The 26,284-nt window shown below is 65.6% G+C and carries 26 protein-coding genes; 13 read left to right on the top strand and 13 right to left on the bottom strand.

Annotation, left to right across the window (positions count from 1 at the left end; translation table 11 throughout):
• Position 1 precedes the first annotated feature (1 nt).
• The 6 genes from BRSPCE3_RS16995 to BRSPCE3_RS17020 are packed head-to-tail and all read left to right on the top strand — an operon-like array spanning position 2 to position 4,970.
• On the top strand, positions 2-757 hold the full coding sequence (locus BRSPCE3_RS16995) for an ABC transporter permease (protein WP_244067095.1): 756 nt from the start codon (positions 2-4) through the stop codon (positions 755-757).
• Positions 736-1,542 (top strand): ABC transporter ATP-binding protein, encoded by an 807-nt coding sequence (locus BRSPCE3_RS17000; RefSeq protein ID WP_244067096.1) that lies wholly within the window; start codon positions 736-738, stop codon positions 1,540-1,542. The genes BRSPCE3_RS16995 and BRSPCE3_RS17000 overlap by 22 nt, the downstream gene beginning before the upstream one ends.
• Positions 1,543-1,549: 7 nt before the next feature.
• Positions 1,550-2,350, top strand: a complete 801-nt coding sequence (locus tag BRSPCE3_RS17005) for an ABC transporter permease (RefSeq protein WP_244067097.1) — start codon at positions 1,550-1,552, stop codon at positions 2,348-2,350.
• A gap of 12 nt (positions 2,351-2,362) precedes the next feature.
• A complete protein-coding gene (locus BRSPCE3_RS17010; RefSeq protein ID WP_244067098.1) occupies positions 2,363-3,028 on the top strand; it encodes a polysaccharide deacetylase family protein in 666 nt (221 codons plus the stop codon).
• Positions 3,025-3,894: a fumarylacetoacetate hydrolase family protein gene (locus BRSPCE3_RS17015; RefSeq protein WP_244067099.1), complete on the top strand. Its 870-nt coding sequence runs from the start codon at positions 3,025-3,027 to the stop codon at positions 3,892-3,894. Before BRSPCE3_RS17010 ends, BRSPCE3_RS17015 begins: the two co-directional genes overlap by 4 nt.
• A gap of 32 nt (positions 3,895-3,926) precedes the next feature.
• Positions 3,927-4,970 carry a cobalamin-independent methionine synthase II family protein gene (locus BRSPCE3_RS17020; protein WP_244067100.1) on the top strand — a complete coding sequence of 348 codons (1,044 nt, stop codon included), beginning with the start codon at positions 3,927-3,929 and terminating at the stop codon, positions 4,968-4,970.
• Between the two features lie 267 nt (positions 4,971-5,237).
• Here the strand turns inward: BRSPCE3_RS17020 and BRSPCE3_RS17025 are convergent, their stop codons facing one another.
• The 4 genes from BRSPCE3_RS17025 to BRSPCE3_RS17040 all read right to left on the bottom strand — a co-directional run bounded on the left by BRSPCE3_RS17025 (position 5,238) and on the right by BRSPCE3_RS17040 (position 10,070).
• On the bottom strand, positions 5,238-6,227 hold the full coding sequence (locus BRSPCE3_RS17025) for a DUF2778 domain-containing protein (RefSeq protein ID WP_244067101.1): 990 nt from the start codon (positions 6,225-6,227) through the stop codon (positions 5,238-5,240).
• 271 nt (positions 6,228-6,498) lie between these two features.
• Positions 6,499-8,880 carry a bifunctional diguanylate cyclase/phosphodiesterase gene (locus BRSPCE3_RS17030; RefSeq protein ID WP_244067102.1) on the bottom strand — a complete coding sequence of 794 codons (2,382 nt, stop codon included), beginning with the start codon at positions 8,878-8,880 and terminating at the stop codon, positions 6,499-6,501.
• Between the two features lie 135 nt (positions 8,881-9,015).
• Positions 9,016-9,426: a DOPA 4,5-dioxygenase family protein gene (locus tag BRSPCE3_RS17035; protein WP_244067103.1), complete on the bottom strand. Its 411-nt coding sequence runs from the start codon at positions 9,424-9,426 to the stop codon at positions 9,016-9,018.
• A gap of 23 nt (positions 9,427-9,449) precedes the next feature.
• The gene (locus BRSPCE3_RS17040) at positions 9,450-10,070 is read right to left on the bottom strand and encodes a trans-aconitate 2-methyltransferase (protein WP_244067104.1); all 621 of its coding nucleotides are present in this window, start codon (positions 10,068-10,070) and stop codon (positions 9,450-9,452) included.
• A 185-nt stretch (positions 10,071-10,255) separates the two neighbouring features.
• Here BRSPCE3_RS17040 and BRSPCE3_RS17045 point away from each other — a divergent pair, with 185 nt between their 5' ends.
• Complete coding sequence (locus BRSPCE3_RS17045) at positions 10,256-10,960, top strand: hypothetical protein (protein ID WP_244067105.1); 705 nt, start codon at positions 10,256-10,258, stop codon at positions 10,958-10,960.
• Between the two features lie 176 nt (positions 10,961-11,136).
• Here the strand turns inward: BRSPCE3_RS17045 and BRSPCE3_RS17050 are convergent, their stop codons facing one another.
• Both BRSPCE3_RS17050 and BRSPCE3_RS17055 read right to left on the bottom strand, forming a co-directional pair.
• Entirely contained in the window at positions 11,137-11,412 is a 276-nt protein-coding gene (locus BRSPCE3_RS17050) for a hypothetical protein (protein ID WP_212396801.1), read from the bottom strand.
• A gap of 147 nt (positions 11,413-11,559) precedes the next feature.
• The gene (locus tag BRSPCE3_RS17055) at positions 11,560-12,213 is read right to left on the bottom strand and encodes a PilZ domain-containing protein (RefSeq protein ID WP_244067106.1); all 654 of its coding nucleotides are present in this window, start codon (positions 12,211-12,213) and stop codon (positions 11,560-11,562) included.
• Positions 12,214-12,598: 385 nt separating this feature from the next.
• Between BRSPCE3_RS17055 and BRSPCE3_RS17060 the strand changes: the two genes are divergently transcribed.
• On the top strand, positions 12,599-13,402 hold the full coding sequence (locus BRSPCE3_RS17060; RefSeq protein WP_244067107.1) for an enoyl-CoA hydratase: 804 nt from the start codon (positions 12,599-12,601) through the stop codon (positions 13,400-13,402).
• 345 nt (positions 13,403-13,747) lie between these two features.
• On the opposite strand, the gene BRSPCE3_RS17065 is transcribed toward BRSPCE3_RS17060, so the two are convergent.
• From BRSPCE3_RS17065 to BRSPCE3_RS17085, 5 genes are all read right to left on the bottom strand, one after another.
• Positions 13,748-14,527, bottom strand: a complete 780-nt coding sequence (locus tag BRSPCE3_RS17065) for an SDR family NAD(P)-dependent oxidoreductase (protein ID WP_244067108.1) — start codon at positions 14,525-14,527, stop codon at positions 13,748-13,750.
• Positions 14,528-14,642: 115 nt separating this feature from the next.
• Complete coding sequence (locus BRSPCE3_RS17070) at positions 14,643-15,311, bottom strand: TetR/AcrR family transcriptional regulator (protein WP_244067265.1); 669 nt, start codon at positions 15,309-15,311, stop codon at positions 14,643-14,645.
• Between the two features lie 155 nt (positions 15,312-15,466).
• Complete coding sequence (locus BRSPCE3_RS17075) at positions 15,467-16,372, bottom strand: SMP-30/gluconolactonase/LRE family protein (protein ID WP_244067109.1); 906 nt, start codon at positions 16,370-16,372, stop codon at positions 15,467-15,469.
• Between the two features lie 8 nt (positions 16,373-16,380).
• Positions 16,381-17,451 carry an aldose epimerase family protein gene (locus BRSPCE3_RS17080; protein ID WP_244067110.1) on the bottom strand — a complete coding sequence of 357 codons (1,071 nt, stop codon included), beginning with the start codon at positions 17,449-17,451 and terminating at the stop codon, positions 16,381-16,383.
• A gap of 2 nt (positions 17,452-17,453) precedes the next feature.
• Positions 17,454-18,383: a Gfo/Idh/MocA family protein gene (locus BRSPCE3_RS17085; RefSeq protein ID WP_244067111.1), complete on the bottom strand. Its 930-nt coding sequence runs from the start codon at positions 18,381-18,383 to the stop codon at positions 17,454-17,456.
• Positions 18,384-18,598: 215 nt separating this feature from the next.
• Between BRSPCE3_RS17085 and BRSPCE3_RS17090 the strand changes: the two genes are divergently transcribed.
• Positions 18,599-19,210 carry a TetR/AcrR family transcriptional regulator gene (locus BRSPCE3_RS17090; RefSeq protein ID WP_244067112.1) on the top strand — a complete coding sequence of 204 codons (612 nt, stop codon included), beginning with the start codon at positions 18,599-18,601 and terminating at the stop codon, positions 19,208-19,210.
• Between the two features lie 3 nt (positions 19,211-19,213).
• On the opposite strand, the gene BRSPCE3_RS17095 is transcribed toward BRSPCE3_RS17090, so the two are convergent.
• Together BRSPCE3_RS17095 and BRSPCE3_RS17100 are read right to left on the bottom strand one after the other, a co-directional pair.
• Positions 19,214-20,158 (bottom strand): fatty acid desaturase, encoded by a 945-nt coding sequence (locus BRSPCE3_RS17095; protein WP_244067113.1) that lies wholly within the window; start codon positions 20,156-20,158, stop codon positions 19,214-19,216.
• Positions 20,159-20,172: 14 nt separating this feature from the next.
• Positions 20,173-21,204, bottom strand: a complete 1,032-nt coding sequence (locus tag BRSPCE3_RS17100) for an alpha/beta fold hydrolase (RefSeq protein ID WP_244067114.1) — start codon at positions 21,202-21,204, stop codon at positions 20,173-20,175.
• Positions 21,205-21,415: 211 nt separating this feature from the next.
• Here BRSPCE3_RS17100 and BRSPCE3_RS17105 point away from each other — a divergent pair, with 211 nt between their 5' ends.
• From BRSPCE3_RS17105 to gudD, 4 genes are all read left to right on the top strand, one after another.
• A complete protein-coding gene (locus tag BRSPCE3_RS17105) occupies positions 21,416-22,753 on the top strand; it encodes an MFS transporter (protein WP_244067115.1) in 1,338 nt (445 codons plus the stop codon).
• 154 nt (positions 22,754-22,907) lie between these two features.
• Positions 22,908-23,813, top strand: coding sequence for a LysR substrate-binding domain-containing protein (locus BRSPCE3_RS17110; protein ID WP_244067116.1), 906 nt, complete (start codon positions 22,908-22,910; stop codon positions 23,811-23,813).
• Between the two features lie 127 nt (positions 23,814-23,940).
• The gene (gene kdgD / locus BRSPCE3_RS17115; RefSeq protein WP_244067117.1) at positions 23,941-24,882 is read left to right on the top strand and encodes a 5-dehydro-4-deoxyglucarate dehydratase; all 942 of its coding nucleotides are present in this window, start codon (positions 23,941-23,943) and stop codon (positions 24,880-24,882) included.
• A 31-nt stretch (positions 24,883-24,913) separates the two neighbouring features.
• Positions 24,914-26,269: a glucarate dehydratase gene (gudD, locus tag BRSPCE3_RS17120; RefSeq protein ID WP_244067118.1), complete on the top strand. Its 1,356-nt coding sequence runs from the start codon at positions 24,914-24,916 to the stop codon at positions 26,267-26,269.
• The last annotated feature ends 15 nt before the right edge of the window (positions 26,270-26,284 follow it).

Genomic DNA, 26,284 nt, shown 5'->3' on the forward strand with positions numbered 1-26,284 from the left:
GATGCAGGCCACCCTCACCATCAAGCTCGCGCGGGTCGCGATCGTGATCGCGATCTTCGCGCTGTGGGAGATGCTGTCGCGGACCGGCCTGGTCAATCCGCGCCTGCTGCCGTCGGCATCGGACACGCTCGTGACGCTCGGCGACCTGCTGCAACGCGCGAGCGTCCGGACCGACCTTGTGGTGACCGCAACCGAGGTGCTGGCCGCCTTCGCGCTCGCGGTGCCGATGGGGGCGCTGATCGGCTTCCTGATCGCGGAGAACCGCTATTTCGCCGATGTCGCGAAGCCGCTGCTGTTCTTCGCCTTCAGCATCCCGAAATCGATCTTCCTGCCGATGTTCATCCTGGTGTTCGGGGTCGGCTTCGCCCAGAAGGTCGGGTTCGGCTTCTTCTCGACGATCTTCATCGTGATCATGTCGACGACGACGGCGGTGGAATCGGTCAAGGTCGAGCATTTGACGGTGGCTCGCTCCTACGGCGCCACGCGGATGCAGACCGCGTTCCGCGTCTATCTGCCGAGCATGCTGCCGGTGCTGCTGGAAGCGCTGCGGATCTCGATGATCTTCAACCTCACCGGCGTGATCCTCGCCGAGATGTATGCCTCGCGCGACGGCATCGGCCACCAGATCGCAACCTGGGGCGAGAACTTCCAGATGAAGCAGCTGCTCGCCGGCGTCGTGATGGTCGCCGCGATCGCCATGACCTTCAATGAACTGATCAGATGGGTGGAAACACGATGCAGCCATTGGCGAACGTGACACCGTTGAAGCCTGCCCCGCGCGCCGGCGCGATCGAGGTGAGGAATGTCGGCCAGGTGTTCCGGACCAGGTCGCAGGACGTCGTCGCGCTGGAGGACGTCTCGCTCGACATCAAGCCGGGGCGCTTCGTCGTGCTGGTCGGCCCGAGCGGCTGCGGCAAGTCCACGCTGCTGATGATGATGGCCGGACTGCGCGCGCAAACCTCGGGCACCATCACCATCAACGGCGCGCCGATCCCGCAGCCCGATCCGAACCGCGTCGGCGTCGTGTTCCAGGAAGCGAGCCTGTTTCCGTGGCTGAGCGCCGAGGACAATGTCGAGTTTCCGCTGGCTTTGCGCGGCGTCGCCAAGGCGGAGCGACGGGCCAAGGCGCAGGACGCGCTCAAGCTGGTCGGCCTCGACGGCTTCGGCAAGCGCCACCCGCACGAGCTGTCGGGCGGCATGAAGCAGCGCGTCTCGATCGCCCGCGGGCTGGTGCAGGATCCGCCGGTGCTGCTGATGGACGAGCCGTTCGCCGCGCTCGACGAGCAGACCCGCATGACGATGGGCGACGAGTTGCTGCGGATCTGGGCCGCGACCGGCAAGACGGTGGTGTTCGTCACCCACAGCCTGACCGAAGCGGTCTATCTCGCCGACGAGGTGATCGTGATGTCGCCGCGGCCCGGCCGCATCGTCGACCAGTTGCAGGTCAATCTGCCGCGGCCGCGAACCTACGAGATGCTGAGCGGCGACGCCTTCGGCGCGCTGCGCGACCGCATCTGGCGCCACATCCGCAAATCGGCGTGAGACCGCGATGAGCGCGAAAACCCTCCGCCATTCGATCGTGATCGGCCTGCTGGTGTTGTGGGAGCTGCTGCCGCGCACCGGGCTGATCCCCGAACTGTTCCTGCCGTCGCTGTCATCCACCCTGCTCGCCGGCTGGAACGAGGCCGCCGAATATGGCCATGCTCTTGCGGTGACGCTCTACGAGGTCGCCGTCTCGATGGCATTTGCCTGTGGCGGCGGCATCCTGCTCGGCGCCATCGTCGGCAGCCTGCCGCGTCCGCGGCTGCTGATCATGCCGATGATCTCGAGCCTCTATGCGGTGCCGCTCGTGATCCTCTATCCGGTGTTCACGGTGTGGCTCGGCATCGGTTCGGAATCCAAGATCGCCTTCGCCTCGGTCTACGGTTTCCTGCCGACCATGCTGGCGACCGCAGCCGGAATCCAGACCATCGACCCGCAGCTGCTGCTCGCCGCCCGCAGCATGGGCGCGACGCTGAGCCAGCGGCTGGTTCGCGTCATCATCCCCGCTGCGATCCCGACCGTGCTGTCGGGGCTGCGGATCGGCGGCGCGCTCGTCATCGTCGGCGTCGTGGTCTCGGAGATGCTGATCTCCTCGGCGGGGATCGGCTATTTGATCTCGCGCTACCGCACCATCCTCGACAGCCCGCATGTGTTCGCCGGCGTGCTGCTGGTGCTGTTCATGGCGATCGCCTTCAACACCGCGATCCGCTGGGTCGAGCGCAAGGCCGCGATCTGGCAGACCGGAACGCGCGCCGGCCAGAGCGCGGCCGACGAGGTCGGCCCCGGTGCGATGCAGCCGGCGACGTAAGGGGATCGCGACGTGTTCGACCTGACCTTGACGTTCGACAATGGACCGGAGCCCGAGGTGACGCCGCGCGTGCTCGATATCCTCGCCGAGCGCGGCATCAAGGCGACGTTCTTCGTGATCGGCGAGAAACTCGGCGATCCCGCGCGCCGCAGCCTTGCCGTCCGTGCGCGCGACGAAGGCCACTGGATCGGCAACCACACCTATACGCACAGCGTGCCGCTCGGCCAGCAACCCGGCGCGGACACCGCACAGCGCGAGATCGGCCTGACGCAGGCCGCGATCGGCGAGCTCGCCCATGCCAACCGCTGGTTCCGGCCGTTCGGCGGCGGCGGCAATCTCGACGACCGGCTGCTAAAACCTTCCGTGGTCGACTATCTCGCGCACCACAAACACAGCTGCGTGCTCTGGAACGCGATCCCGCGCGACTGGGACGACCCCGACGGCTGGACCGATCGCGCGCTCGAACAATGCCGCGCGCAACCGTGGACATTGCTGGTGCTGCACGATTTGCCGACCGGCGCGATGGCGCATCTCGACCGTTTCATCGATCGCGCCGAAGCGATCGGCGCCCGCTTGCGTCAGGATTTCCCGCCGCAATGCGTCCCGATCCGCAACGGCGAGATCGCGCTGCCCATCCAGAGCTATGTTTCCTCCATCGAACAGAGTGAGAGACCATGAAGATCGCAAGTTTCAAGGCGGCGGGTGCCGCAAGCTACGGCATCGTGACCGATGCGGGGGTGATCGACGCCGGCAAGCGGCTGAAGGCCTATCCGACGCTGAAGGCGCTGCTGACGGCGGGTTCTCTCAATGAGTTGAAGAAGCTGCAGAGCGAGCCGGCCGATCACGCGCTCAGGGATCTCGAGCTGCTGCCGACCTTGCCCGATCCCGACAAGATCTTCTGCATCGGCGTCAACTATGCGACGCATCTCGCCGAGAGCGGCCATCCGACGCCGCCGCATCCGATGATCTTCACCCGCTTCGCCAACAGTCAAGTCGGCGCCGGACAGCCGATGATCCGGCCGCTGGAGTCGGAGCGCTTCGACTATGAAGGCGAAATGGCCGTCATCATCGGCAAGGCGGGCCGCCGCATTTCGCGCGAGGCCGCGCTCGGCCATGTCGCGGGCTATGCCTGCTACAATGACGGCAGCATCCGCGACTGGCAGCGCCACACCTCGCAATTCGCGCCCGGCAAGAATTTCGTCGGCACCGGCGGCTTCGGACCGTGGATGGTGACCACCGACGAGCTCACCGACATCAGCCAGCAGCACATCGCAACCCGCCTCAACGGCGTCGAGGTACAGGCCGCGCCGATCTCGGATCTGGTGTTCGACGTCGCCACCCTGATCGCCTACTGCTCGACCTTCACCGAGCTGGTGCCGGGCGACGTCATCGTCACCGGCACCACCGGCGGCGTTGGCGCCTATCGCACGCCGCCGCTCTGGATGAAGGAAGGCGACGTCGTCGAGGTCGAGATTTCCGGCATCGGCGTGCTGCGCAACCCGGTGAAGAACGAGGTCGCGGCAAGCGCAACCCGCGCGGCCTGATCCGGCCGCGCAGCAACAAGAAGGAGGACATCATGAACCTGCCCAAGCACCTGCTGCCAACCACCGTCGTCGGCAGCTACCCGCAGCCGGAGTGGCTGGTCGATCGCGCGATGCTGTCGAAGTCGGTGCCGCGCACCCGCATGCACGCGATGTGGCGCCTGCCGGCCGAGCATCTGGAGGAAGCCCAGGACGACGCGACGATCGTGGCGATCAGGGACATGGAGCGCGCCGGCATCGACATCGTGACCGACGGCGAAATCCGCCGCGAGAGCTACTCCAACCGCTTCTCCACGGCGCTCGACGGTGTCGACGCCGACAATCCCGCAATGATCACGGCACGCACCGGCAACACGCAGACGCCGGTGCCGCGCGTGGTCGGGCCGGTGAAGCGCAAGGCGCCGGTGGAACTGCACGACATGCAGTTCCTGCGCAGGAACACCGACCGTGCCGCCAAGATCACCCTGCCCGGCCCGTTCACGATGAGCCAGCAGGCCAAGAACGAGTTCTACAAGGACGACGAGGAGCTTGCGATGGCGTTCGCCGAGGCCGTCAATGCCGAGGCGCGCGACCTCGAGAAGGCCGGCGCCGACGTCATCCAGCTCGACGAGCCCTGGGTGCGCAACAATCCGGAGCTGGCGAAGCGCTATGCGGTGAAGGCGATCAATCGCGCGCTGCAGGGCATCACCATCCCGACCGTGGTGCATCTCTGCTTCGGCTATGCCGCCGTCGTGCCGGGCTCGACCAAGCCGGCCGGCTACTCTTTCCTCGCCGAGCTCGACGACACCATCGCCGATCAGATCTCGATCGAGGCGGCACAGCCGAAGCTCGATCTCGGCGTGCTCAAGGATCTGTCGTCGAAGACAATCATGCTCGGCGTGCTCGACCTCGGCAATCCCGAGATCGAGCCCGCCGCGATCGTCGCCGATCGGATTCGCAACGGCCTCAAGCACGTGCCGGCCGAGCGGCTCGTGGTCGCCCCGGACTGCGGCATGAAGTACATGCCGCGGCAGGTCGCGTTCGGCAAATTGAAGGCGATGTGCGATGCCGCCGCGACGGTGAGGAAGGAGATCGGCTAGCGCATGATCCGGAAAGTGCGGACCCCGCGCCGATCAGCGGGCGTCGGCATGTCCGCACAACGCGCTGTCATCGCCCGGCTCGACCGGGCGATCCAGTATTCCAGAGACGGTTGTGCTTGAGCCGAGAGGCCGCGGCGTACTGGATCGCCCGGTTAAACCGGGCGATGACAGCCGAGCGTGTGGTAACCGCGGTCGCCTCACCGCGCTCGAGCCGCTTACACCGACAAAGGCAGAAGAGGATCAGTCGCCAGCGCCGCTGCTCGCAGCTTACGAGTTCGACGCGGCGCGGGTCGAGGCCGACTGGATGTCCCTGATGCTGATCACGACGGCGATGCGCTTGATCATGCCGCTGCGATAGGCCTGCAGGAACTTGTCGTAGTGCTTGACCGAGATGCAGCCGTTGGAGTCGCCGTTCGGCCCGAGCATGTAGCTGTGAACCAGCAGGCCGACGCGACCGAACGTATCGCTGCCGTCGACCGGGGTCATGCGCAGCGCGGGCACGCCGTGGAACAGCTTCTCGCGCGGCTTCATCTCATAGATGCCGGGCGGCGTCGCACCGGCGTTGCGGGCGTTCACATGCGAGGGATCGTCGAGCAGATTGCCGAGACCTGAATGCGCCTCGAACTTGGTGCCGTCGGGCATGTACACGATGCGGCCGGTGATGTCGTAGACCGCCGTGGTGCTGTCATAACCGAGCTTGCCGAGGTCGGGGCTCGGGCCGGACAGCAAGCCGTCATTCGGATCGACCGAGGCCAGCTGGATCTTGCCCGGCATCATGTCGGCGATCTTCTGCAGGAAGGTCCGGTTGTCGCCCTGCTGCACCGGCGCCTGCGGCGGGAGCGGCTGATCGTTCCGTGCCAGCAGGTTGGCTTCGGCCGGTCGCGACCGCGGCATCGGCACCGAGGATGTCGTCGCCGGCGTCGTGGCGGCAACGGACGCCATCGCCGGCTGGCTGACGGACGGCTCGGTCTGCGAGTCACGCAGCTGGCCGGCCAGCGCGTCCTCGATCTGGCCGAACTCGGAATTGAAATCGCCGCGGCTCGAACGGAATCCGCGGCGCAGAGGGTAATAGAGCGAAGCCGTGTTGATCGTGGAGCGGGAGCCGAAGCGGTCGTCGAAATTCAACGAGGCGGTGGTGTTGGCGAATGCCGGTCCATGCAGCCACGCGGTGGGATCGATGCCGACTACCCATGCGGCAAGGCCAGACGACAGGACGAGCGCGGTCACGGCGAACGCCGTGCTGCCCACCAGAGACATGCCGCGGTTTCCCTTACGCGCGGCAGCTTTCGTCGTACGTTGACCCATCATCCCCAAGTTCGGTGCTCTGGGGCCTGTTACCCGGCCCGCGTGGAATTCACCGTTCGCTCATCATATCAGGGAATTAGAGTAAGGCATAATCGAGACGAAGCGGGCAACGACAGGTTTTTTAAACGTTTTTCGGATGGAAAGTGCTCAGAATCAGCCCTGAATCAGCCTCGGGCGGGCTGAAATGGCGGAAAAAGTCCCGATTCGGGACAATTTTGGCGACTCAGGCGATCTTTTCCTCCCAGAGGGTGAGCACCGGGACGGGCTTCCCGATCGCGTATCCTTGCGCGTAGTCGACCCCGATCTGGCGCAACTCGTCCAGGATCGCGAGGCTCTCGACGAACTCCGCGACCACCTGCTTCTGCATGATCTTCGCGGTCTTGGTGATCATCTCGACCATCGCGCGATCGACCTTGCTGTTCAGGATCTCCTTCACGAACGAGCCGTCGATCTTGATGACGTCGACCGGCAGGTGCTTCAGATAGGCGATCGAGGACATGCCGGTGCCGAAATCGTCGAGCGAGAAGCTGCAGCCGATCTCGCGCAGCCGCGCGATGAATGTCTGCGCCTCGTCGAGATTGGAGATCGCGCTGGTCTCGGTGATCTCGAAACACACCAGCGCCGGCGCAATGTCATGCTGCGCGAACAGCCCGGCGACGAAGTCGACGAAGTCGCCGTCGCCGATGGTGGCGCCGGAGAGATTGATGGCGTAGCTCGCAATCTTGCGCGGATGGTGCTTGCGCTCGGCGATGATCTCGAAGGCGCGGCGGACCACCCAGCGGTCGATCAGCGGCATCAGCCCGTAGCGTTCGGCCGCGGGCAGGAAGCTGCCGGGCGGCACCAGCGCGCCGCTCTCGTCGCGCAGCCGCAGCAAGAGCTCGCGCCGGTCGCCGCCCTTCAGCGCACCGTTGATCGGGCGGATCTCCTGCTCGTAGAGACAGAAGCGCCCCTCGTCCAATCCCTTGCGGATGCGATTGACCCAGCTCATCTCGGCGACGCGCACCGCCATGCCGGTATCGGAGGGACGGTGCTCCTGGACGCGGTTACGTCCCTTGTCCTTGGCGAGGAAGCAGGCGACGTCGGCGAGGCGCAGTGCGTCCTGCACGCCGGCGCTGTCGGCCAGTGCGACCAGGCCGATGCTCGCGCTGATCCGGAAGCTCGAGCCTTCATGGACGAAGCTCGACTGCTCGATCACGGCCCTGATCCGCTCCGCGACGTCGGCGGCGACGTCGTACGTGGCGGAGCCGTCGTCGTGCAGCAGGATGCCGAACTCATCGCCGCCGAGCCGCGCGACCAGCCCGCTGTCGCCGACCTCGGCCGCCAGCAGCCTCGCCACCTGCTTCAGCAGCCGGTCGCCCGCCATATGGCCGCAGGTGTCGTTGACGATCTTGAACTGATCGAGGTCGATCAACATCAGATCGGAGCCGATGGTGGGCGCGCCCGACATCGCCTTGTGCAGCTCGAACTCGAATTGCCGCCGGTTCGCAAGGCCGGTGAGCGCGTCATGGGAGGCGGCCCACGCCAGCTCCTCGACCAGCCGCCGCTCGGCCGTCATGTCGTGAATGATCATGACCCGGCCGGCCGGTTCGCCCTCATGCACGATCGGGGTCTCGACCACCGAGACCGGCACGCTGGAATGATCCGGCCGCACCAGCAGCCGTTGCGGCGGGCGGCTTTCCGCATCGGTGTCTGCGCTCTGCAACGATCCGCGCACCGGCTGCTCGGCGATGCTGAACAGCGACGAAAGCCGCCAGCCGGTCACGTCCTGCCCCGAGGCGATCAGCCGCTCGGCGGCGGCGTTCATATAACCGACGCAGTCGTCCTCGGTGGTCACGATGACGGCGTCGCCGATCGATGCCAGCGTGAGCTGGGCGCGCTCCTTCTCGACGGCAAGCGCGGTCTCGGCAAGCCAGCGGCGCCACAGCATCCGCCGGGTGTGGAATAAGACGATGCCGGCAAGGCAAGCCGCGATCAGCACATTGACCAGCAGCAGCAGCGCGGAGACCTGGCGCGACGCCTTGCCAAGATGATCGGAGAAATCGACCGCCAGCGTGCTCAGCGCGGCGTCGACCACACCGATCCGCTCGACCCAGTGCTTGATGGTCGCGGCCGAAGGATCATGCAGCGCGGCGTCGTTGGCGGCCTCGTTCCTGATCTGGATCAACTGATCGAGCAGGACATCCGAGTTGCGCCATGCCGTCACCGCGTTGGCCACATGGTGCATCGTGCGGAAATATTTGAACAGCCAGATCAGGCCGCCGATGTCGTCGTCATGATTGCCTGCGCTGGCAAAGCCACGCCTCGCCACTGCGTCGTTGTTGCCGGGCGCCTCCAGCGCGAGCCGAGCCGTGCGATCGGCCAGCGGCACCGCGATCGCGGCATCGAACTTCTGCAGATAGAGCGGCGAGCCGGTAGAGACAAAGATGTGAAGGTAGTGAATGGCGTCCTTCTGGCCCTTCGACCACATGCTCTCGCCGGCGACATAGGCGCGCACCGCGGACATCACCTGCAGGCTGCCCGCCGACAGGCCGCCCAACAGCAGCACGATGGCAAGCAGTGGCCCCACCACCCGCCACAATGCCCAGCTTCGGAATGAAAAGAACATGCCCAATGCGCCCGACGCAAAATGATCGGGTAAGCCTAGGAACCGTCACTTAACCTCACGTTGCAAAACGCGATGAGTTTAAAACGACTTGACCGCAATGAAATTGCGTCAAACTTTACGCACCCGCCGCGATGCTCAGGGACGCAGTGTCGGCGACGTGTTCGGCGCCGGCGCCTGCTCCATCTCGGCCTCTTCGGGCAGCTTGTCGGCGTGGACGGCGAGCGGCTCACCGATCCACAGCGGATCGTCGCGATGATCGCGGCGCGGATTGGTGGTGTTGGGATGGACCAGGATGCTCAGGCTGCCGTGGTTCAGCATCAGCCACGGCACCAGGGTCGGAAACAGCTCGGCCGCAAACGCCACCTGATACATCGCCTGATCGTGCGGGCCGACCTTGACGTCATGCCAGCGCCCGAGGGTGACCAGGAAGCGCTCGCCCATCCAGTTGCGCAGCCGTTCCGCCTCGCCCCGGCTGGTCGCGGGGTCGTAATAGACATGGGCGTGGTAGCTCGCGATCTCACTGACCGTGCGTGGCGCGTCTGTCATTTCTTCCCTCCCTCCGCGGCCGGTCACGTCCGCCGCAGCACACTGAACTGGAACGACTGCGTCGCGCCCCACGGCGTGACGTGCCGGTGCGCCTCATGCGCGATCAACTCGAATGCCGAACCGATGGTCCGGCTGAGCGTTGCGGGGTCATAGCGCTGCACCGGCAGGCCGCTGCATCTTTCCGGACCGTCCGGCGCAAAGGTGCCGATCACGGCGTGGCCGCCTGCCTTGACGCCGCGATGCAGCCGGCCGAGATAAGCCGCGCGATCCGTCTCATCGACGAGAAAATGGAACGCGGCACGATCGTGCCAGATATCGAACGCCCGCGGCGGCTGCCAGACCGTCGCGTCATCGGCAACCCAGCGCACCTGATCGGCCGGCGCGCCGATCCGTTGCCGCGCGCTCGCCAGCGCAGCTTCCGAGAGATCGAGCACCGTCAGATCGTGGAAGCCGCGCGCAAGCAGCGCATCGACCAGGTGCGAGGCCCCGCCGCCGATGTCGATGATCGACGCGCCGCGGCCCGACGCCGTGGATTCGATCAGGCGCAGCGACGGCTGCGGATCGGTCTGCGTCCAGCTCACCTGCTGCTCGCCTTTGGTCAGATAGACGGTCTGCCAATGCGATTGTCGATCAGAAGCGGTCATGGCGATCGGTCCGGAAGGCGGCAGCAACCTGCGTTGCGCCCTGTTAACCATGAGCTAGGCGCGGCACTCTTCGGCGTCAACCGGCAGCGGCCGACACAAGCGGCCGCGCGACCGCAAATGCCGCATTTGCTTCGCCGCATTTTCCATTTAACCTAACGCACAGGTTGAGATCAGGGCGTCCGGGGATGGCCAATTTCGGCTGGACACGCGGCAACAAGCCTGCACAAGCGGAAGACGCCGCCAGCGACTTGCGCGGCCTGACCGATCCCTGCGCGTTTCTCGCCGCGCTCGACAAGGTGGTGCCGCGCTATCTCGATCTCGCCGACAACGGCGTGCTGGTCTATCCGGCCTGCAAGCGAAAGCCCGGCGACCTGCTCGGCGACGCCAGAGCGATCTGGGAGCACACCCGGCTCGAGGCGATGCGCTATCTCCCGATGCTGCCGCGCAAGGACACCGCACTGCTGGCCGATCCGGCGCGCCAGGCGGAGATGATCGACGCCTTCCTGCGCCAGCGCGCGCACGACAAGACCGTGGTCGATTTCACGGGGACGGCGATCGAGGATTACGGGATTGCGATCTACGCCGCGCTGAACTGGCTGAACCATTGCGGCAGCCTCGTCGGCGCCGATCCGCAAAAATTCTCCGGCACGCTGCGCAGCTTCCGCAAGGTCATGGTCGTCGCCCGGCAGTGGTGGGCGCTCGACGGCGCGGTGGAACGCTGCCGGCAGCTGCTGGAGGCGCGCGAGCGCCCGCCGCTGGTGTTCTTCCTGCTGTGGGCCGAATCCACCAACCGGGCGCGGGAGATCGCGATCGCGGCGGCAGGGACCGCCGCGACCGAAGACGGCATCGCGCGCCTGCGCGCGGCCGAGGATCCGGAAGAGCTGGCGTAATTCACGAATCGGACGCGCGGCCGCCGGCCAGGGTGCGTGCTCATAAATCCCGTCCGTGTTCGAGACTTAAAGCGGACTCGCGGCCCGGCCACATGGACGTCGCCCTTTTACCCTTAGCGGACGTTGAGGCGATCAGGGCGGTGCCCTCATGACTTAGGTCAATCGCTGCCGCCACTCTAATATCGACGATCCGGCAGCCACGGAAGCCAATGCTTGATTTCTGCAATTGGGTCCGTGGTCAGTAGGCCGACGGCATGCAAAGCGATCGCGAGACAAAAGATGAGCGCGAGCACTTTGCCGAGCACAACCATGAAGAAGGCAGTCGGCTCGCGGTCTTCCGAATATTGCGACAGCTCTCCGTAGACGGTCCCTGTGGAGTAAGACGAATAGATCCCCCAGGCCGCACACAAGGCCAGCACTCCGAAAACCGATGCGATCACCCACTGAGGCATTGGGAACCACCATAATCCAATTGCGCCAATTCTATCAGGCGCGCCCTAATTGGTCGTTATCGGCTCCGCGTGGGCTTTGGTCCCGAGCTGGGGCGGCGGAATGTCGAGGGGACCTCACGACCACAAGCCTTTTTGGCGATACTCGCTCTAAACAACAGGGTCCGCGTCGGCAGGCACCACCTGCAATTCCTTGGACTTGCGCGCGATCAGGCGAGGTAGCTCGCTCTGCTTGTAGGTCTCGACGAACTTGATGGCGAAGCCGTTCGGCAGATGCCGGACCACGCGCCCGACGCAGGCGCCGATCGCGAGCGGCATGCCGATCGGCGGCTGCACCTCGGAGGACACCGCCGCGCCCGACAGCGACATGTCGATGATGAAGCAGCTCTGCATGGTGCCGTCCGCGAGCGTCAGCATGGCATGCGGCGCGACGGGAACGAAGCGCGGGCTGTTGCGCGCCTCGCGGACGCTCGGATCCTTTTGCTTCTTCTCGATCCAGGTCAGCTTGTCGGCGAACTTCTCGCGCATCGCATGCGTCATCTCGAGCTCGAGCAGGAAGCTGCCGCTCATCGTGTCGGTGATGCAGCCCTCGAACTTGCCGAACTCCTCGAAATAGGAGGTCAGGCGGTCGCCGATCTTGCCGACGACGGGCACGTCGACGATCATGCGGAACGGCGAGACGCGCGTGGTGCGGCAGGCGAAGGTGCGCAATTTGCCCTGCGCGTCGTACCAGTTCGGCAGCGTGTAGCTGCCGTTGACCGTGATCCTGACACCGCGTTGCTTGAGAAACTTTTCGACGGACACGACTGGACCTCGCCCGAGGCGATGGGAGTGCACGGAGGTCGGGGGTGACCGGCTTCCCTGCCGGTCCGATGGGAGGACGTCCGCTACCGATGCGATGGCAGCGGGAGGCTGCGGCACGCACCCCAGCGCGTCGCGGAACGGTCCTGGCGCGCAGGTGCGTACAGTCGTACCGTCGAAACACTAGGAAACAGTTAAGCTGGCACAAAGTGCGGGTGGCACAGTCTATGGCGCAACCCTTTCGCGGCAGTTTACTTTGCGAGCCGTACAACTACCGGGAGAGTTGCCACACGCCGATGCAATCGCGCCGTGCCCTAAACCGCCTGCCTCGGCTGGCAACCGCCTGCTAGCCTCGGCCTAGATCAGTCCGGACCCTCATAGGCTCAACATGTCAGACAAATCGCTCGCCGACGGCAAGATCCTGCAAAGTGTGGTCGACGGCGTCGGCGTCATCACCTTCAACAATCCCGACAAGCGCAATGCGATGTCGCTGGAGATGTGGGAGGGGCTCGGCGAGGCGCTGACCGCCTTGCGCGACGATCCCAATGTCCGCGTCGTGATCCTGGTCGGTGCCGGCGACAAGGCCTTCGTGTCGGGCGCCGATATCAGCCAGTTCGAGAAGACCCGCCACAACGCGGCAGCCTCCGAGGAATACTCACGGCGCAGCGCCGCCCAGCGCGCTTTGCTCGCCGACTATCCGAAGCCGACCATCGCCTGCATCCGCGGCTTTTGCCTCGGCGGCGGCATGCAGGTCGCGATGCTGACCGATATCCGCATCTCGGGCTCGAGCGGCCAGTTCGGCATTCCCGCGGCCAAGCTCGGCATCGCCTATGGCTATGACGGGCTGCGCCACCTGGTGTCGCTGGTCGGGCCGTCCTGGGCGCGGCTGATCATGTACACGGGCATGCGGATCGACTCCGCGGAGGCGCTGCGGATCGGCCTCGTCGACCGCGTGCTGCCCGATGCCGAACTGTGGGACGCGACCATGGAAATCGCCCGCACCATTTCCGGCAACGCGCCGCTGGCGATCAAGGCCGCCAAGATCACCATCGCGCAGGTGCTGAAGGATCCCGCCGATCGCGACATGGCCGCGATCAGGCAGATCGGCATCGACTGCATGGACAGCGCGGATTTCCGCGAAGGCCGCAACGCCTTCATGGAGAAGCGCAAGCCGCGGTTCAAGGGCCGGTAGAGCGTTTTCGAGCGGAGTGGCTACCGGTTCGCGTGAAGCAAACGCGGCGGTGGCGGCCGTGCCCTAGCCGCGCGCCGCTACCGGATCGGAGACCGGCCGCCACACAACAAACAAACTGTCATCGCCCGGCTCGACCGGGCGATCCAGTATTCCAGAGGCGGTTGTGCTTGGGCCGATAGGCCGCAGCGTACTGGATCGCCCGGCTAAACCGGGCGATGACAGATGGTGACGCCGCGGCATTTCTGTATTATCGAATAATACAGCTGAGTTGCCCGACATGTCAAGCAGCCCCGGCCGAACGTTGTTTTCGATATTTTGGCAGCGCGCCTCGATTGAGCCCGTCCTCTACTTCCCGCTGACCGGCACCGTGTAGTTCAGGATCAACCGCCCGCCGTCGGGATAGATGGTCTGTCCGGTGATGTAGGAGGCATCGTTGCTGGCGAGGAAGGCCACGACGGAGGCGACCTCGCTCGGCTCGCCGCAGCGGCCGGCCGGCGTGCGCGACAGCACGCTGCGCCGCGCGTCCTCCGACGAAAAGATCGCCGTCGCCACCATCTCGGTCAGGATCGTGCCGGGTCCGACCGCCACGACGCGAATGCCGTGCGGCGCCAGCGCCACCGCGGCCACCGAGGTGAGCTGCTTCATGGCGCCCTTGGACATCGCGTAGGTCGCGAGCGAGGGGATCGCGAGCAGCGCGTTGACCGAAGACATGTTGATGACGACGCCGCCACCACCCTGCGCGATCATCTGACGCGCCGCGGCCTGCACGCCGAAGAACGCGCCCTTGAGGTTGATGCCCATCACGTCGTCGAATTCGGCCTCGCTGATGTCGAGGAAGTCGCGGTTGCGTGCGACCCCGGCATTGTTGACCATGACGTCGAGCCGGCCGAACTCCTTCACCGCGTGAGCGACGATGCGATCGACATCGGCGCGCTTGCTGACGTCGGCCTCGACTGCCCGCAACCGATCCTCATGCCCGAGTTCGTTGGCGGTGTGGACGAGCCCCGCGGCGTCGACATCCGAGATGACGACCCTGGCGCCATCGGCCAGGAAGCGCGCCGCGCAGGCCTTGCCGATGCCGCGCGCCGCCCCCGTGATGGCGACGACCTTGCCGGAATTCTTCATGGGAGTGCCTCCAGGACAAAACTGTTCACGGAGCAATAGCGCATTGCGCGCCGGCAGGGAACGCGGCGGATAGGCCTCCTGCTTCCCCAGTCGATGCCAGGGATGCGTCGGGGAATCAACGCCTGCCGGGCACGGTCGCGTGGCTGCGTGGCGCTGACATCGGCGGATCGAGCGGCGCGGCCTGCAGCGCGGCGACGGTGGCGCGCACCAGTTCCTCGATCGCGTGACCCGCATCGGTGCCGTCGGCGCTGCCGCGCGACAGCCGCGAGACGCGCTCCGGCGTCACCAGCGTGTAGTAGAGCGCGCCGAGCAGGAAGTGGCCGCGCCAGACCAGATCGGTGCGCGGAATGTGCGGCAGGCTCTCATGGATCGCATCGATGAAGGCATGGCTGGTGTCGTCGAAGGTCTGCGCGATGATCTTGCGCACCACCTCGTTGCCTTCGGCCGACATGATGGCGCGCAGCCGCGTGAACCGCGTTCCGCCGCCGGCAAGATCGCTGCCCGACGTAAAGGCCGGCAGCACATAGGCGCGCACGATCGCCTCCAGCCGGTCCTGCAGATCGCGCACCCGTCGCGCCGCGGCCAGCAGCTCGGAGCGCCGCCGGTTCATCGGGCCGCAATGGCGCCGATAGATCTCCAGCAGCAGGCCGTCCTTGGTCTTGAAGTGATAGGTCACGCTGCCGGGATTGGCGCCGGCGGCCTGCGCGATGTCGCGCACCGACACGGCGTTGAAGCCGTAGGTCGAGAACAACTCCTCCGCGGCGGCGAGGATCGCCTCGCGCATGTTCGGCTTGCGGGTGCTGGCGGCGGCCTTCGCGTCGGGCTTCACATCGAACTTGACGTCGGACTTAACGTCGGACTTGGCGGGCTTGCGGACCATCTTTGCACTATCGTCCGAATGGTCAGGTCGCGTCAACGAGACCCCCGGCAAACCCGAAGTCAGGACAATTTGACGTCAGGCTCGGCGCGGCCGCGCGCCGCCGCGTCGAGCAGAAAGGTCTGGCCGCGCCCGGGATCGGCGGCACGCTGCGCCTCGTCCATGTCCTGCCACGCCGAGGTGACCAGCACGCGCGAGAAATCGCGGCCGACAAAGGCCGGGCAGCTCGACTGGCTCGCCGGCACCTTCAGCGAACGCAGATGCCGGCCGCCGGGATCGTAGACATCGACGCAGCCGCCGCCCCATCGCGCATTCCAGATCATCCCATCGGCATCGACGACCGCGCCGTCGAGCCCGCCGGTGCCCTGATGTCTGATCAGATCGACGGGCTCGCCGGTCGGCAATCCCGTCGATGGATCGAGCGGGACGCGATGCAGCACGTTGGTCGCGGTATCGGCGAAATAACCGACATCACCCGCGGGCGAAAAGCAGATCGCATTCGGGATCGTGATGCCGGGATAGAGCCGCGTGATGCGGCCCCGGTGCAGCGCATAGATCGCGCCGGCGCCCTGCTCCGCGCCGCGCCCCATGGTGCCGAGCCAGAACGTGCCCGACGGATGCACCCGCGCATCGTTGGAGCGCGTCAGCGGATTGTCGGCTTCGAGCGCGGCGAACAGTTCCAGGTGGCCGCCGGCGACCTGCCGGACATAAAGCCCGTCCTCGGTGAGGATCAGCTGCCGTTCGCCGTCGATCCGCGCCAATGCGCTCGCCATTTTGGGCAACGCATGGATCACCGTGCGGCCGCCCGCGAAACGATGCTCGAACAGCCGCCGCTCGCGGATGTCGAACCACCAGGCGGTGTCGGTCGCCGCGTCATAGGTCGGGCCCTCGCCGAGATGACAGCGCTCGGCCGACAGCACGGAGGTCTGCACCTCTTCGAGAAGCGGCTCGGCGGTACGATCGGTCATTGCGTCACTCACACGGTTGAGAAGCGGTAGACGATGCTGCGCCGATAGATCTGGCCGGGGTCGAGCCGCGCCGACGGAAAGTCGGGCCGGTTCGGCGTATCCGGCCAGGCATGCGGCTCGAGACAGAGCGCGTCGGATTGCCGGTACAGCCGATTGCCCTTGCCGGCGGTCGAGCCATCGAGAAAATTCCCGGAATAGAACTGCAGGCCCGGTTGATCGGTGAACAGCTCCATCGCGCGGCCGCTGTGCGGCGCCTCGAGGCGCGCGGCGAGGCGAAGGCCCGTTCCCTCGGCCAGACAGAAATTGTGGTCATAGCCGCGGCCGAGCCGGAGCTGCTCGTCATTCATCCTGATCCGCCCGCCGATCGCGGTGGGCTTGCGGAAGTCGAACGGCGTGCCGTCGACCGGCCGCGGCGGGCCAGGCAACGGGATCGCAGTGGCGTCCACCGCCAGGAAATGCTCGGACGGGATCGTCAGGTGGTGATCGAGGATCTGGCTGCCGGAGCGCGCGCCGTCGAGATTGAAGAAGCTGTGATTGGTGAGGTTGAGAACTGTCGGCCGATCGGTCGTTGCCTCATAGGTGACCGCAAGTTCCATCGGATTGCGCACGCGATAGCTCACGCGCGCCGCGAGATTGCCCGGATAGCCCTCCTCGCCATGCGGGCTCTCGCGCTCCAGCACCAGCGTCGGCCCCGGATCATCAGACAGTTCGACGATCCGCCACAGCTTGCGATCAAAGCCCTGCGGCCCGCCATGCAGCGCGTTGGGTCCGTTGTTGGCCTCGAGCGTCACCGGATCGCCGTCGAGCACGAAACGCCCACCGGCGATCCGGTTGGCATAGCGTCCGATGGTCGCGCCGAAGAATTTGCGCTGCGCCAGATAGCCGTCGAACTCGTCATGGCCAAGCACGATGTCGTCACAACGTCCGCCGCGATCGGGCGTGAGCAGCGCCTGCAGCGTGGCGCCGAACGGAAGGATGGCGGCTTCAAAACCGCCTTCGCCGCGCAGCGTCACCCGCTCGACGACAGTACCGTCGTGCAATTTGCCGAAGGGAGCGCGAGCGATGCCGGCTGATGTCATTGTCAGTCCTCGAACGCCGCGACCAGGCGCCGTCGCCCCAGCATGAAGCTATCGGCGACGAGCCGCAAGGGCGCGAGATCGACGTCGGATTTTCCGTCCGCGGTCAGCGTGACGAAACGGCGGTACAGCGCCGGATATTCCTCATCCGCGGCATCGACCACCAGCCTGTTGCCGTCGCGCAGCTGACGTCCGCCTTTCGACAGCGTCACCGGCCCGGCCTCGGTCTCGCACACGACATCCCAGCTCGGCGGCCCGCTCTGGCGGAAATCGAATTCAGCGCGGATCGGCAGGCCGCGCTCGTCGGAGAGTTCGATGTCCGCCGCAATCGGCGCCTCCCGGTTGGACGGAAAGTCCAGCACCGCGCTCCTGATGAAGACCGGCCGCGGCAGGATCTCGGTCAGGATCGACAGCGCGTTGATGCCGGGATCGAACACGCCGAAGCCGCCCGCCTCGAAGATCCAGGCCTGGCCGGGATGCCAGACGCGGACGTCTTCCTTCCAGACGACGGTGACCTTGTTGATGGTCCGGCCCGCGAGCAATTGCCGCGCGGGCCCGACCGCGGGCGCGTAGCGCGAGTGCCATGTCGCGAACAATGTCCGGCCCGCCTCTTGCGCGGCCGCGATCAGCGGCATGAGTTCGCTGACCGTGGCGCCCGGCGGCTTCTCCAGCAGCACGTGCTTGCCGGCGGCAAGCGCGGTTGTCGCCTGCGCATGGCGCAGCTGCGGCGGCGTGCACAGCGCGACCGCGTCGATCTCCGGCCCGTCGCGCAACAATTCCTGCAGATCGCGGAAGTGCGGCAGGCCGGGCGGCGTCTTGACGGGATCGGCCACCGCGACGAGAGCGGCACCAGATGTCTTCGCGATCGCAGGCAAATGTTGCCGGCACGCGATCTCGCCGAAGCCGACGATGGCGATGCGAAGCAGGTCACTCATGGCCACCCTCGCGTTGCTGCCCGCCCGGCCGATGCCGCCAGGCAGGAATCATAAGCCAGCGCCGAATACCAACGGCATGATCCGACTTTGGTTGCAAACAAGCAAGCCCGCTACGTCCTATTGTGGCGGCGGCGATGATCTCAAACATGGGTCGAATCCATGCTATGCCGGACGGACGAGGCAATAGTTCAACACGGAGGACGCGAACCGCGGCCATGGCGGAAAGCAAGGCGGAGACGGAGGATGCGGCAACCGGGCGGCGCGGCCGGCCACGCTCAGCGGCGACCACGGCCGCGATCCTGCACAGCGCCTATACGCTGATGGCGACCACCGGCCTTGCCGCGACCACCATCGACGCCATCGCCAAACACTCCAACGTCTCGAAGATGACGATCTACAAATGGTGGCCGTCGCGCGAGGCCTTGCTGATCGATGCCTTCCTCGACCAGGCCTCGCGGGCCGTGCCGCTGCCCGAGACCGGCAATCCGGTGACCCGCATCCGCCGCCATGTCGCGACCTATGTCGATGCGCTGCAGGGCGAGTTCGGGCGGGTGCAGCTCGCGGTGATCTCGGAATGCATCTCCAAGACCGGCACGGCGGAATTGTTCTATGAGCGGTACCTTGGCCTGCGCCGCAGCAGGATGCTGGAGATCATCACCACCGGCCAGAAGGACGGCAGCATTGGCGCACCTAGCGTGCCCGGCGACATCTATGATGCGATCTATGGCAGCCTGTTCTATCGCTATGTGTTCGGCATCAAGCCGCTGACGCCGGCCTATGCCCGCAACCTCGTCAATCTGGTGCTGCGGCCGCGCGCCGACACTTGAACATCAAGCCGGGCGCTGACGGCGGAACCACGCCCAGGTCTCGCGCGTCACCGCGCGGTAGTTGCGGCCGCGATGGACGATGTGGCCATCGACGATGGCATTCAGCTTCGGCAGTGCATGGAACGGCACGGTCGGATAGGCGTGGTGCTCGACGTGATACGGCATGTTCCAGGCGAACCATTTCATGATCCGGCCGGTCATGGTGGTGCGCGTGTTCTCGAATGCACTCCGGGTCTGCTCGCAACCGGTGTGCTCCGCATAAAGATACGGACGCAGGATGAGCTGACCGGCCAGCAGCGGCACGATCCACACCCAGAGCAGCATCGCGCCGTGCAGCACGAATGATGCCGCGAGCAACAGCAGATAGCCGGCGAGATAGAGCCTTGCTTCCAGCACGATCGCGGCGCGCTTGTGCTCTGGAATCCACGGCACGACCACCTTTCCGGTGAGTGCATGGCGCAGCATCAGGCGAATCCGGACCAGCACCTGCAGCAGGCCGGAATAGGCGATCGCGAGCTGGGTGTCCGACGCCGGCTTCGGACCGACGATCAGCTCCGGGTCCTTCTCCGGATCCTGGGTGTAGCGATGATGGTCCCAGTGAAACAGGCAGTAATATTGATAGGGCAGGCCGATCATGAAAGCGGACAGATTGCCGACGATAAGGTTGAGCGCAGGACTGCGGAACGCGGTCTTGTGCGCGGTCTCGTGCACCACCATGAACAGGAACGCTACGAAATAACCCTGGATGGCCATCAGCGGCAGCGCCCACACCAGACCATCGCGCGACGAGATGCGCCAGATCAGCGCGCCGACAACAACGATCATCCCGTAATGGCTTGCCGCGCGCACCGCGCCGGCAAGGTTCGACTTGGTCGACAGATCGCGCAAGACGAGCGGACTGAGCGGCTTCAGGCGGGGTCCGTCGTCACGGGTCTCGGCGGTGCTCATGGTCGTCTCATTTGTCAGCGTTGCAGCAGCGCCGAGATTTCGGCGTTGATGAAGGCGCGGTCGTCGGCGTTGTTGACGGGATTGCCGGCCCGATGCCCGTGGATCGAGGGAATCGCGTGCAGTACGGCCGAGCGGGCATTGACCAGGCGGCCGAGCTCGTCCTCGTTGTCGCGTGCGTCGAAATAGCGATCGGTGCGCCCCGGCATCAGCAGCACGTGCGCCGTGATCGCCGCCAATGCGCGGTCGAAGTCGCCGCCGAATTCGTCGCAGCGGCTGATGTCACCGGCTTGCCAGATCGCAATCTGCGCCAGCAGATCATTGGCATCGCGCCGCGCGAAGGCACCGTCCCAGGATCGCGCGAGATAATCTTCCAACGAGGTGAAGCCGGCCCCGCGCCAGACTTGCTCGCGATAGAATTCATGCGACATCGCCCAGCCGGCATAGACGCGCCCCATCGCACGAAGGCCCGCTTCCGGCTTGGTGACGAACCGGCCGGCCTGGTAGGCGGGATCGGCGGTCAGCGCCGCCTTCACGCCTTCGAGGAAGACATGATTGTACGGCGAGCACCGCGCACTGCCGCAGACCACCGCCGCACGCTCCACCATCTCAGGATAGCGCGCAGCCCAGTGATAGGCCTGCATGCCGCCCATCGACCAGCCGTAGACCAGCGCGAGCTTCGTTACGCCGAAACGCTCGATCAGCAATCGCCGCTGGATGGCGACCGCGTCATGATAGGTGAAGGCTGGAAACGGTGCGCCGCCCAGCGCCTCGCCGGAATTCGACGGCGAGGATGACAGGCCGTTGCCGAACAGGTTCGCGATGATGATGAAGTAGCGCTCTGGATCGAGCGCGCCGCCCGGCTGCACCAGCCACTCAATGTCGGTGTGGTGCGCGGCGAACGACGTCGGATAGAAGATGACGTTGTCCCTGGCCGCATTCAGCGTGCCATAGGTCTGGTAAGCGAGCGCAAGCTGCGGAAACACCGCACCGCCCTGCAAGGTTACCTTGCCAGCCTCGAACACCTGATAGTCGCGTGGCGTGGTCATGCGCAATCGACCTCGAACGGACGGCGCAACGCTGCGCCCTCAATAACTGTACGAATAGTACACTAATTTGTAACCAGGGCAAGAGCGGCGAAGGTGGCATTGCACCGGGCCGATCCATTCAAAATCGGTATGGATCAATACCCGTTTCGGCTTGGACCCATTGCCGTCATCTCTCTAGGACAGACCCCGAGGAAATTTTAAGGAGGCGCGAATGAGCGCAATTGTGTCCGCCACCGACGCGCGGCGGTCCCGCGTCCGGCTGTTGATCGTGACGATGCTGTTTCTCGTCACCACGGTGAACTATGCCGATCGCGCCACGCTCTCGATCGCCGGCCCCGCCCTCTCGAAGGAACTGCATCTCGACCCCGTCGCGATGGGCTACGTGTTCTCGGCGTTCGGCTGGTCCTATGTGATCGCGCAGGTGCCGTGCGGCTGGCTGCTCGACCGCTACGGCTCCAAATGGGTCTATGCGATCAGCATCATCGTCTGGTCGATCTTCACCGCGATGCAGGGTCTGACCGGGTTCCTCTCTGCGGGCGCCGCCGTCGTGCTGCTGTTCGGGTTGCGTTTCCTGGTCGGCTTCGCCGAAGCGCCGTCGTTCCCGGCCAATGCCCGCATCGTCGCAGCCTGGTTCCCCGGCAATGAGCGCGGCACCGCATCGGCCTTCTTCAACTCCGGGCAGTATTTCGCCACCGTGATCTTCGCACCGCTGATGGGCTGGATCGCGCACGAATACGGCTGGCGCCACGTGTTCTACGTGATGGGCGGGCTCGGCATCATCATGGGCATCGCCTGGATCAAGACGATCTACGAGCCGAAGGACCATCCCGCGATCAACGAAGCCGAGTTCGATTACATCAAGGAAGGCGGCGCGCTGGTCGACATGGACGCGGCGAAGGCCGGCAAGACGCAGGACAGCGGCCCCGGCTGGGACCACATCCGCCAGCTGCTCGCCAACCGCATGATGCTCGGCGTCTATATCGGCCAATACTGCATCAACACGCTGACCTATTTCTTCCTGACCTGGTTCCCGGTCTATCTGGTGAAGGAACGCGGGCTCTCGATTCTGCAGGCCGGCTTCGTCGCGACCTTGCCGGCGCTGTGCGGCTTCGTCGGCGGCGTGCTCGGCGGCGTGATCTCGGACTACCTGCTGCGCCGCACCGGCTCGCTGACCCTGGCGCGCAAGATCCCGATCGTCGGCGGCATGCTGCTGTCGATGTCGATCATCGCCTGCAACTACGTCGACGGTCAGGCGCTGGTGGTCGGCTTCATGGCGCTGGCCTTCTTCGGCAAGGGCATCGGCGCGCTCGGCTGGGCTGTGGTCTCGGATACTTCGCCAAAGGAAGCCGGCGGCGTCTCCGGCGGTTTGTTCAACACCTTCGGCAATCTGTCCTCGATCACCACGCCGATCATCATCGGCTACATCCTGGCCGCCACCGGCTCGTTCAACGGCGCGCTGGTGTTCGTCGGCGCCAACGCGCTGGTCGCCGCGATCGCCTATCTTTTCATCGTCGGCGAGATCAAGCGGGTACAGCTGAAGGCGACCTGAGCAAGTTCAGGCGATAAGGCTGCTGCCGCAGCAACGACATTTCAACGGCGGCTTCGGCCGTCGTCTTTGTCTGCTTTTTTGTCTTCTTGGCCATTGGGAGGCATCGATGCTAGAACGTACAAATCCTCGACCGATCCATTCCAGGCTAGCATCGATGTTCGACCTGAACCAGCTTCGCTGTTTCGTCACGGTGGCCGAGGAATTGCACTTCGGCCGCGCCGCGGCGCGGCTCAACATGACGCAGCCGCCGCTCAGCCGGCAGATCCAGGTGCTCGAGCACATCATCGATGCGCCGCTACTGGAACGCACCAGCCGTTCGGTGCGGCTGACGCCGGCGGGGCGCAGCTTCCTGCCCGAGGCGCGGCGCATCCTCAAACTGGCGGAGTCCGCATCGCAGGTCGCCCGCCGCATCGCGCTCGGCAAGACCGGCTCGCTCAAGATCGGCTTCACCGCGGCCGCCGCTTACGGCTTCCTGCCCGACCTGATCGCAGCGTGCCGATTGCGGCTGCCCGAGATCGATTTTTCCCTGAAAGAGATGGTCTCCGGCGAACAGTTCGAAGCGCTGACCACCGGCCAGATCGATGTCGGGCTGCTGCGCCCGCCGATCGCCCGGCCGGAATTCGCAAGCCGACGCGTCGTGGCCGAGCCGTTGCTTGCCGCGGTCCCGAAGAAGCATCCGCTGGCCACAGCCGAGACCGTCAGCATCAAGGATTTCGACGACCAGCCCTTCGTGATGTATTCGCCCTATGAGGCGCGCTACTTCCACGATCTGCTGGTGTCGCTGTTCACCCGCGCCGACGTGCTGCCGCGCTATGTCCAGCACCTCAGCCAGATCCACTCGATCCTCGCGATGGTGCGCGCCGGGCTCGGCGTTGCCATCGTGCCGGAGGCCGCCGCCAGCCTGAAGATCGCGGACGTCAAGTTGAAGCCGCTGAAGCTGCGCACGCCGGTGCCGGTCGAGCTGTTCATGGTGTGGCGGCGCGATCACGAGAACCAGTTGCTGCCGTCATTAATCGAGATCGCAACCGAAATCGCAGCCCCGCATCTGCGCGGAGATTGATGCAGATTCTGCATCGCTCGATACCGGGTTTAGCTTGGACGCGCATCGAAGCATTGCCTAGAAATTCCGCGATGGACGCGCGCTGCTCGCGCATCCCCTTCCCCAACAGCATTCAAGGAGTGGCGCCATGAGCAAGATGACCCCTCAGGAGATGGCCGCGAGAATCGGCGGCGGCCTCCTGTCTTTTCCGGTGACCCCGTTCCACGCGGATTATTCGTTCGACGAGGCGACCTATCGCGCCAACATGGACTGGCTGTGCGGCTATGACGTCGCCGGCCTGTTTGCCGCCGGCGGCACCGGCGAATTCTTCTCACTGACGCCGGCTGAAGTTCCCCATGTCGTGAAGATCGCGGTCGAAGAGACCAAGGGCCGTGTTCCGGTGCTGGCCGGCACCGGCTACGGCACCGCGATCGCACGCGAGATCGCAATCGGTGCCGAGAGGGCCGGCGCGGACGGCCTGCTGCTACTGCCGCCCTATCTGACGCATGCCGAGCAGGACGGCCTCGCGGCCCATGTTGAGGCGGTGTGCTCGTCGGTCAAGATCGGCGTCATCGTCTACAACCGCGACAATGCGATCCTGCAGCCCGATACGCTGGCGCGGCTCTGCGAGCGCTGCCCGAACCTGGTCGGCTACAAGGACGGCATCGGCGACATCGAGCTGATGACCCGCGTCTACACCAGGCTCGGCGACCGCCTGACCTATATCGGCGGCCTGCCGACCGCGGAAACCTTCGCCCTGCCCTATCTCGACATGGGCGTCACGACCTACTCATCGGCGGTGTTCAACTTCGTGCCGGAATTCGCCACCAACTTCTATGCCGCGGTGCGCCGGCGCGATCATCAAACCATCCATGCAGGGTTGAAGGATTTCATCCTGCCGCTGATCGCGATCCGCAACCGCAAGAAGGGCTATGCGGTGTCGATCATCAAGGCCGGCATGAAGGTGATCGGCCGCGATTCCGGCCCGGTGCGGCCACCGCTGACCGATCTCACCGAGCAGGAGATCGCCGAGCTCGCGGCGCTGGTGGCAAAGCTGCCGCAGGCCGCGGCGCAGCAGGCGGCGGAATAGGCCGAACGGCCAACGACCAAGGGAGGAGCAGATGATTCAAGACACGATCCGCACCGGCTTTGCCGGCGCCCCCATCGTCACGGCGATGGAGGTGATCCCGGTTGCCGGCCGCGACGGCATGCTCCTCAATCTGAGCGGCGCACACGCGCCGTTCTTCACCCGCAATCTCGTCATCCTCACCGACAACTCCGGCCACACCGGCGTCGGCGAAGTGCCGGGCGGCGAGAAGATCAAGAAGACGTTGGAGGACGCCCGCGACCTCGTCGTCGGCCAGACCATCGGCGCCTGCAACAACATCCTGGCGTCGATGCGCCAGGCCTTCGCCGACCGCGACGCCGGCGGCCGCGGCAAGCAGACCTTCGACCTGCGCGTCACCATTCACGCGGTCACCGCGGTGGAGTCCGCGCTGCTCGATCTGCTCGGCCAGCATCTCAATCTCCCGGTCGCAGCGCTGCTCGGCGAAGGCCAGCAGCGTACGAGCGTCGAGACGCTCGGCTATCTCTTCTTCGTCGCCGACCGCAGCAAGACCAGCCTGCCCTACGTCGAGGGCGAGACCGGCAAGGCGGACTGGTTCAACCTGCGCCATCAGGTCGCGATGACGCCGGACGCGATCGTTCGCCTCGCCGAGGCGACGCAGGCGCATTACGGCTTTGCCGATTTCAAGCTCAAGGGCGGCGTGCTCGCGGGCGAAGCGGAGATCGAGGCCGTCACCGCGATTGCCAAGCGCTTCCCCCAGGCGCGCGTCACGCTCGACCCGAACGGCGCCTGGTCGCTCGACGAGGCGATCCGGCTGTGCAGCAACATGCATGGCGTGCTCGCCTACGCCGAGGACCCCTGCGGCGCCGAGGCCGGCTTCTCCAGCCGCGAGATCATGGCCGAGTTCCGCCGCGCCACCGGGCTGCCGACCGCGACCAACATGATCGCGACCGACTGGCGCCAGCTCTCCCACGCGCTGCGCCTCGGGGCGGTCGACATTCCGCTCGCCGACCCGCACTTCTGGACCATGCAGGGCTCGGTGCGGGTGGCACAGACCTGCCGCGACAACGGCCTGACCTGGGGCTCGCACTCCAACAACCATTTCGACATCTCGCTGGCGATGTTTACCCATGTCGGCGCCGCTGCGCCCGGCAAGGTGACCGCGATCGACACCCACTGGATCTGGCAGGACGGCCAGGCGTTGACCAAGGAGCCGCTGCAGATCAAGGGCGGCAAGATCGCGATCCCGGATCGGCCGGGCCTCGGCATCGAGCTCGATCGCGGTGCCATCGAGGCCGCGAACGCGCTATACAAGCAGCATGGCCTCGGCGCCCGCGACGACGCGCTGGCGATGCAGTTCCTGATTCCTGGCTGGACCTTCGACGACAAGCGTCCCTGCCTCGTGCGCTAACAACAAAAGGTTGGA

Source organism: Bradyrhizobium sp. Ce-3 (genome assembly GCF_022835695.1).
GTDB lineage: Bacteria > Pseudomonadota > Alphaproteobacteria > Rhizobiales > Xanthobacteraceae > Bradyrhizobium.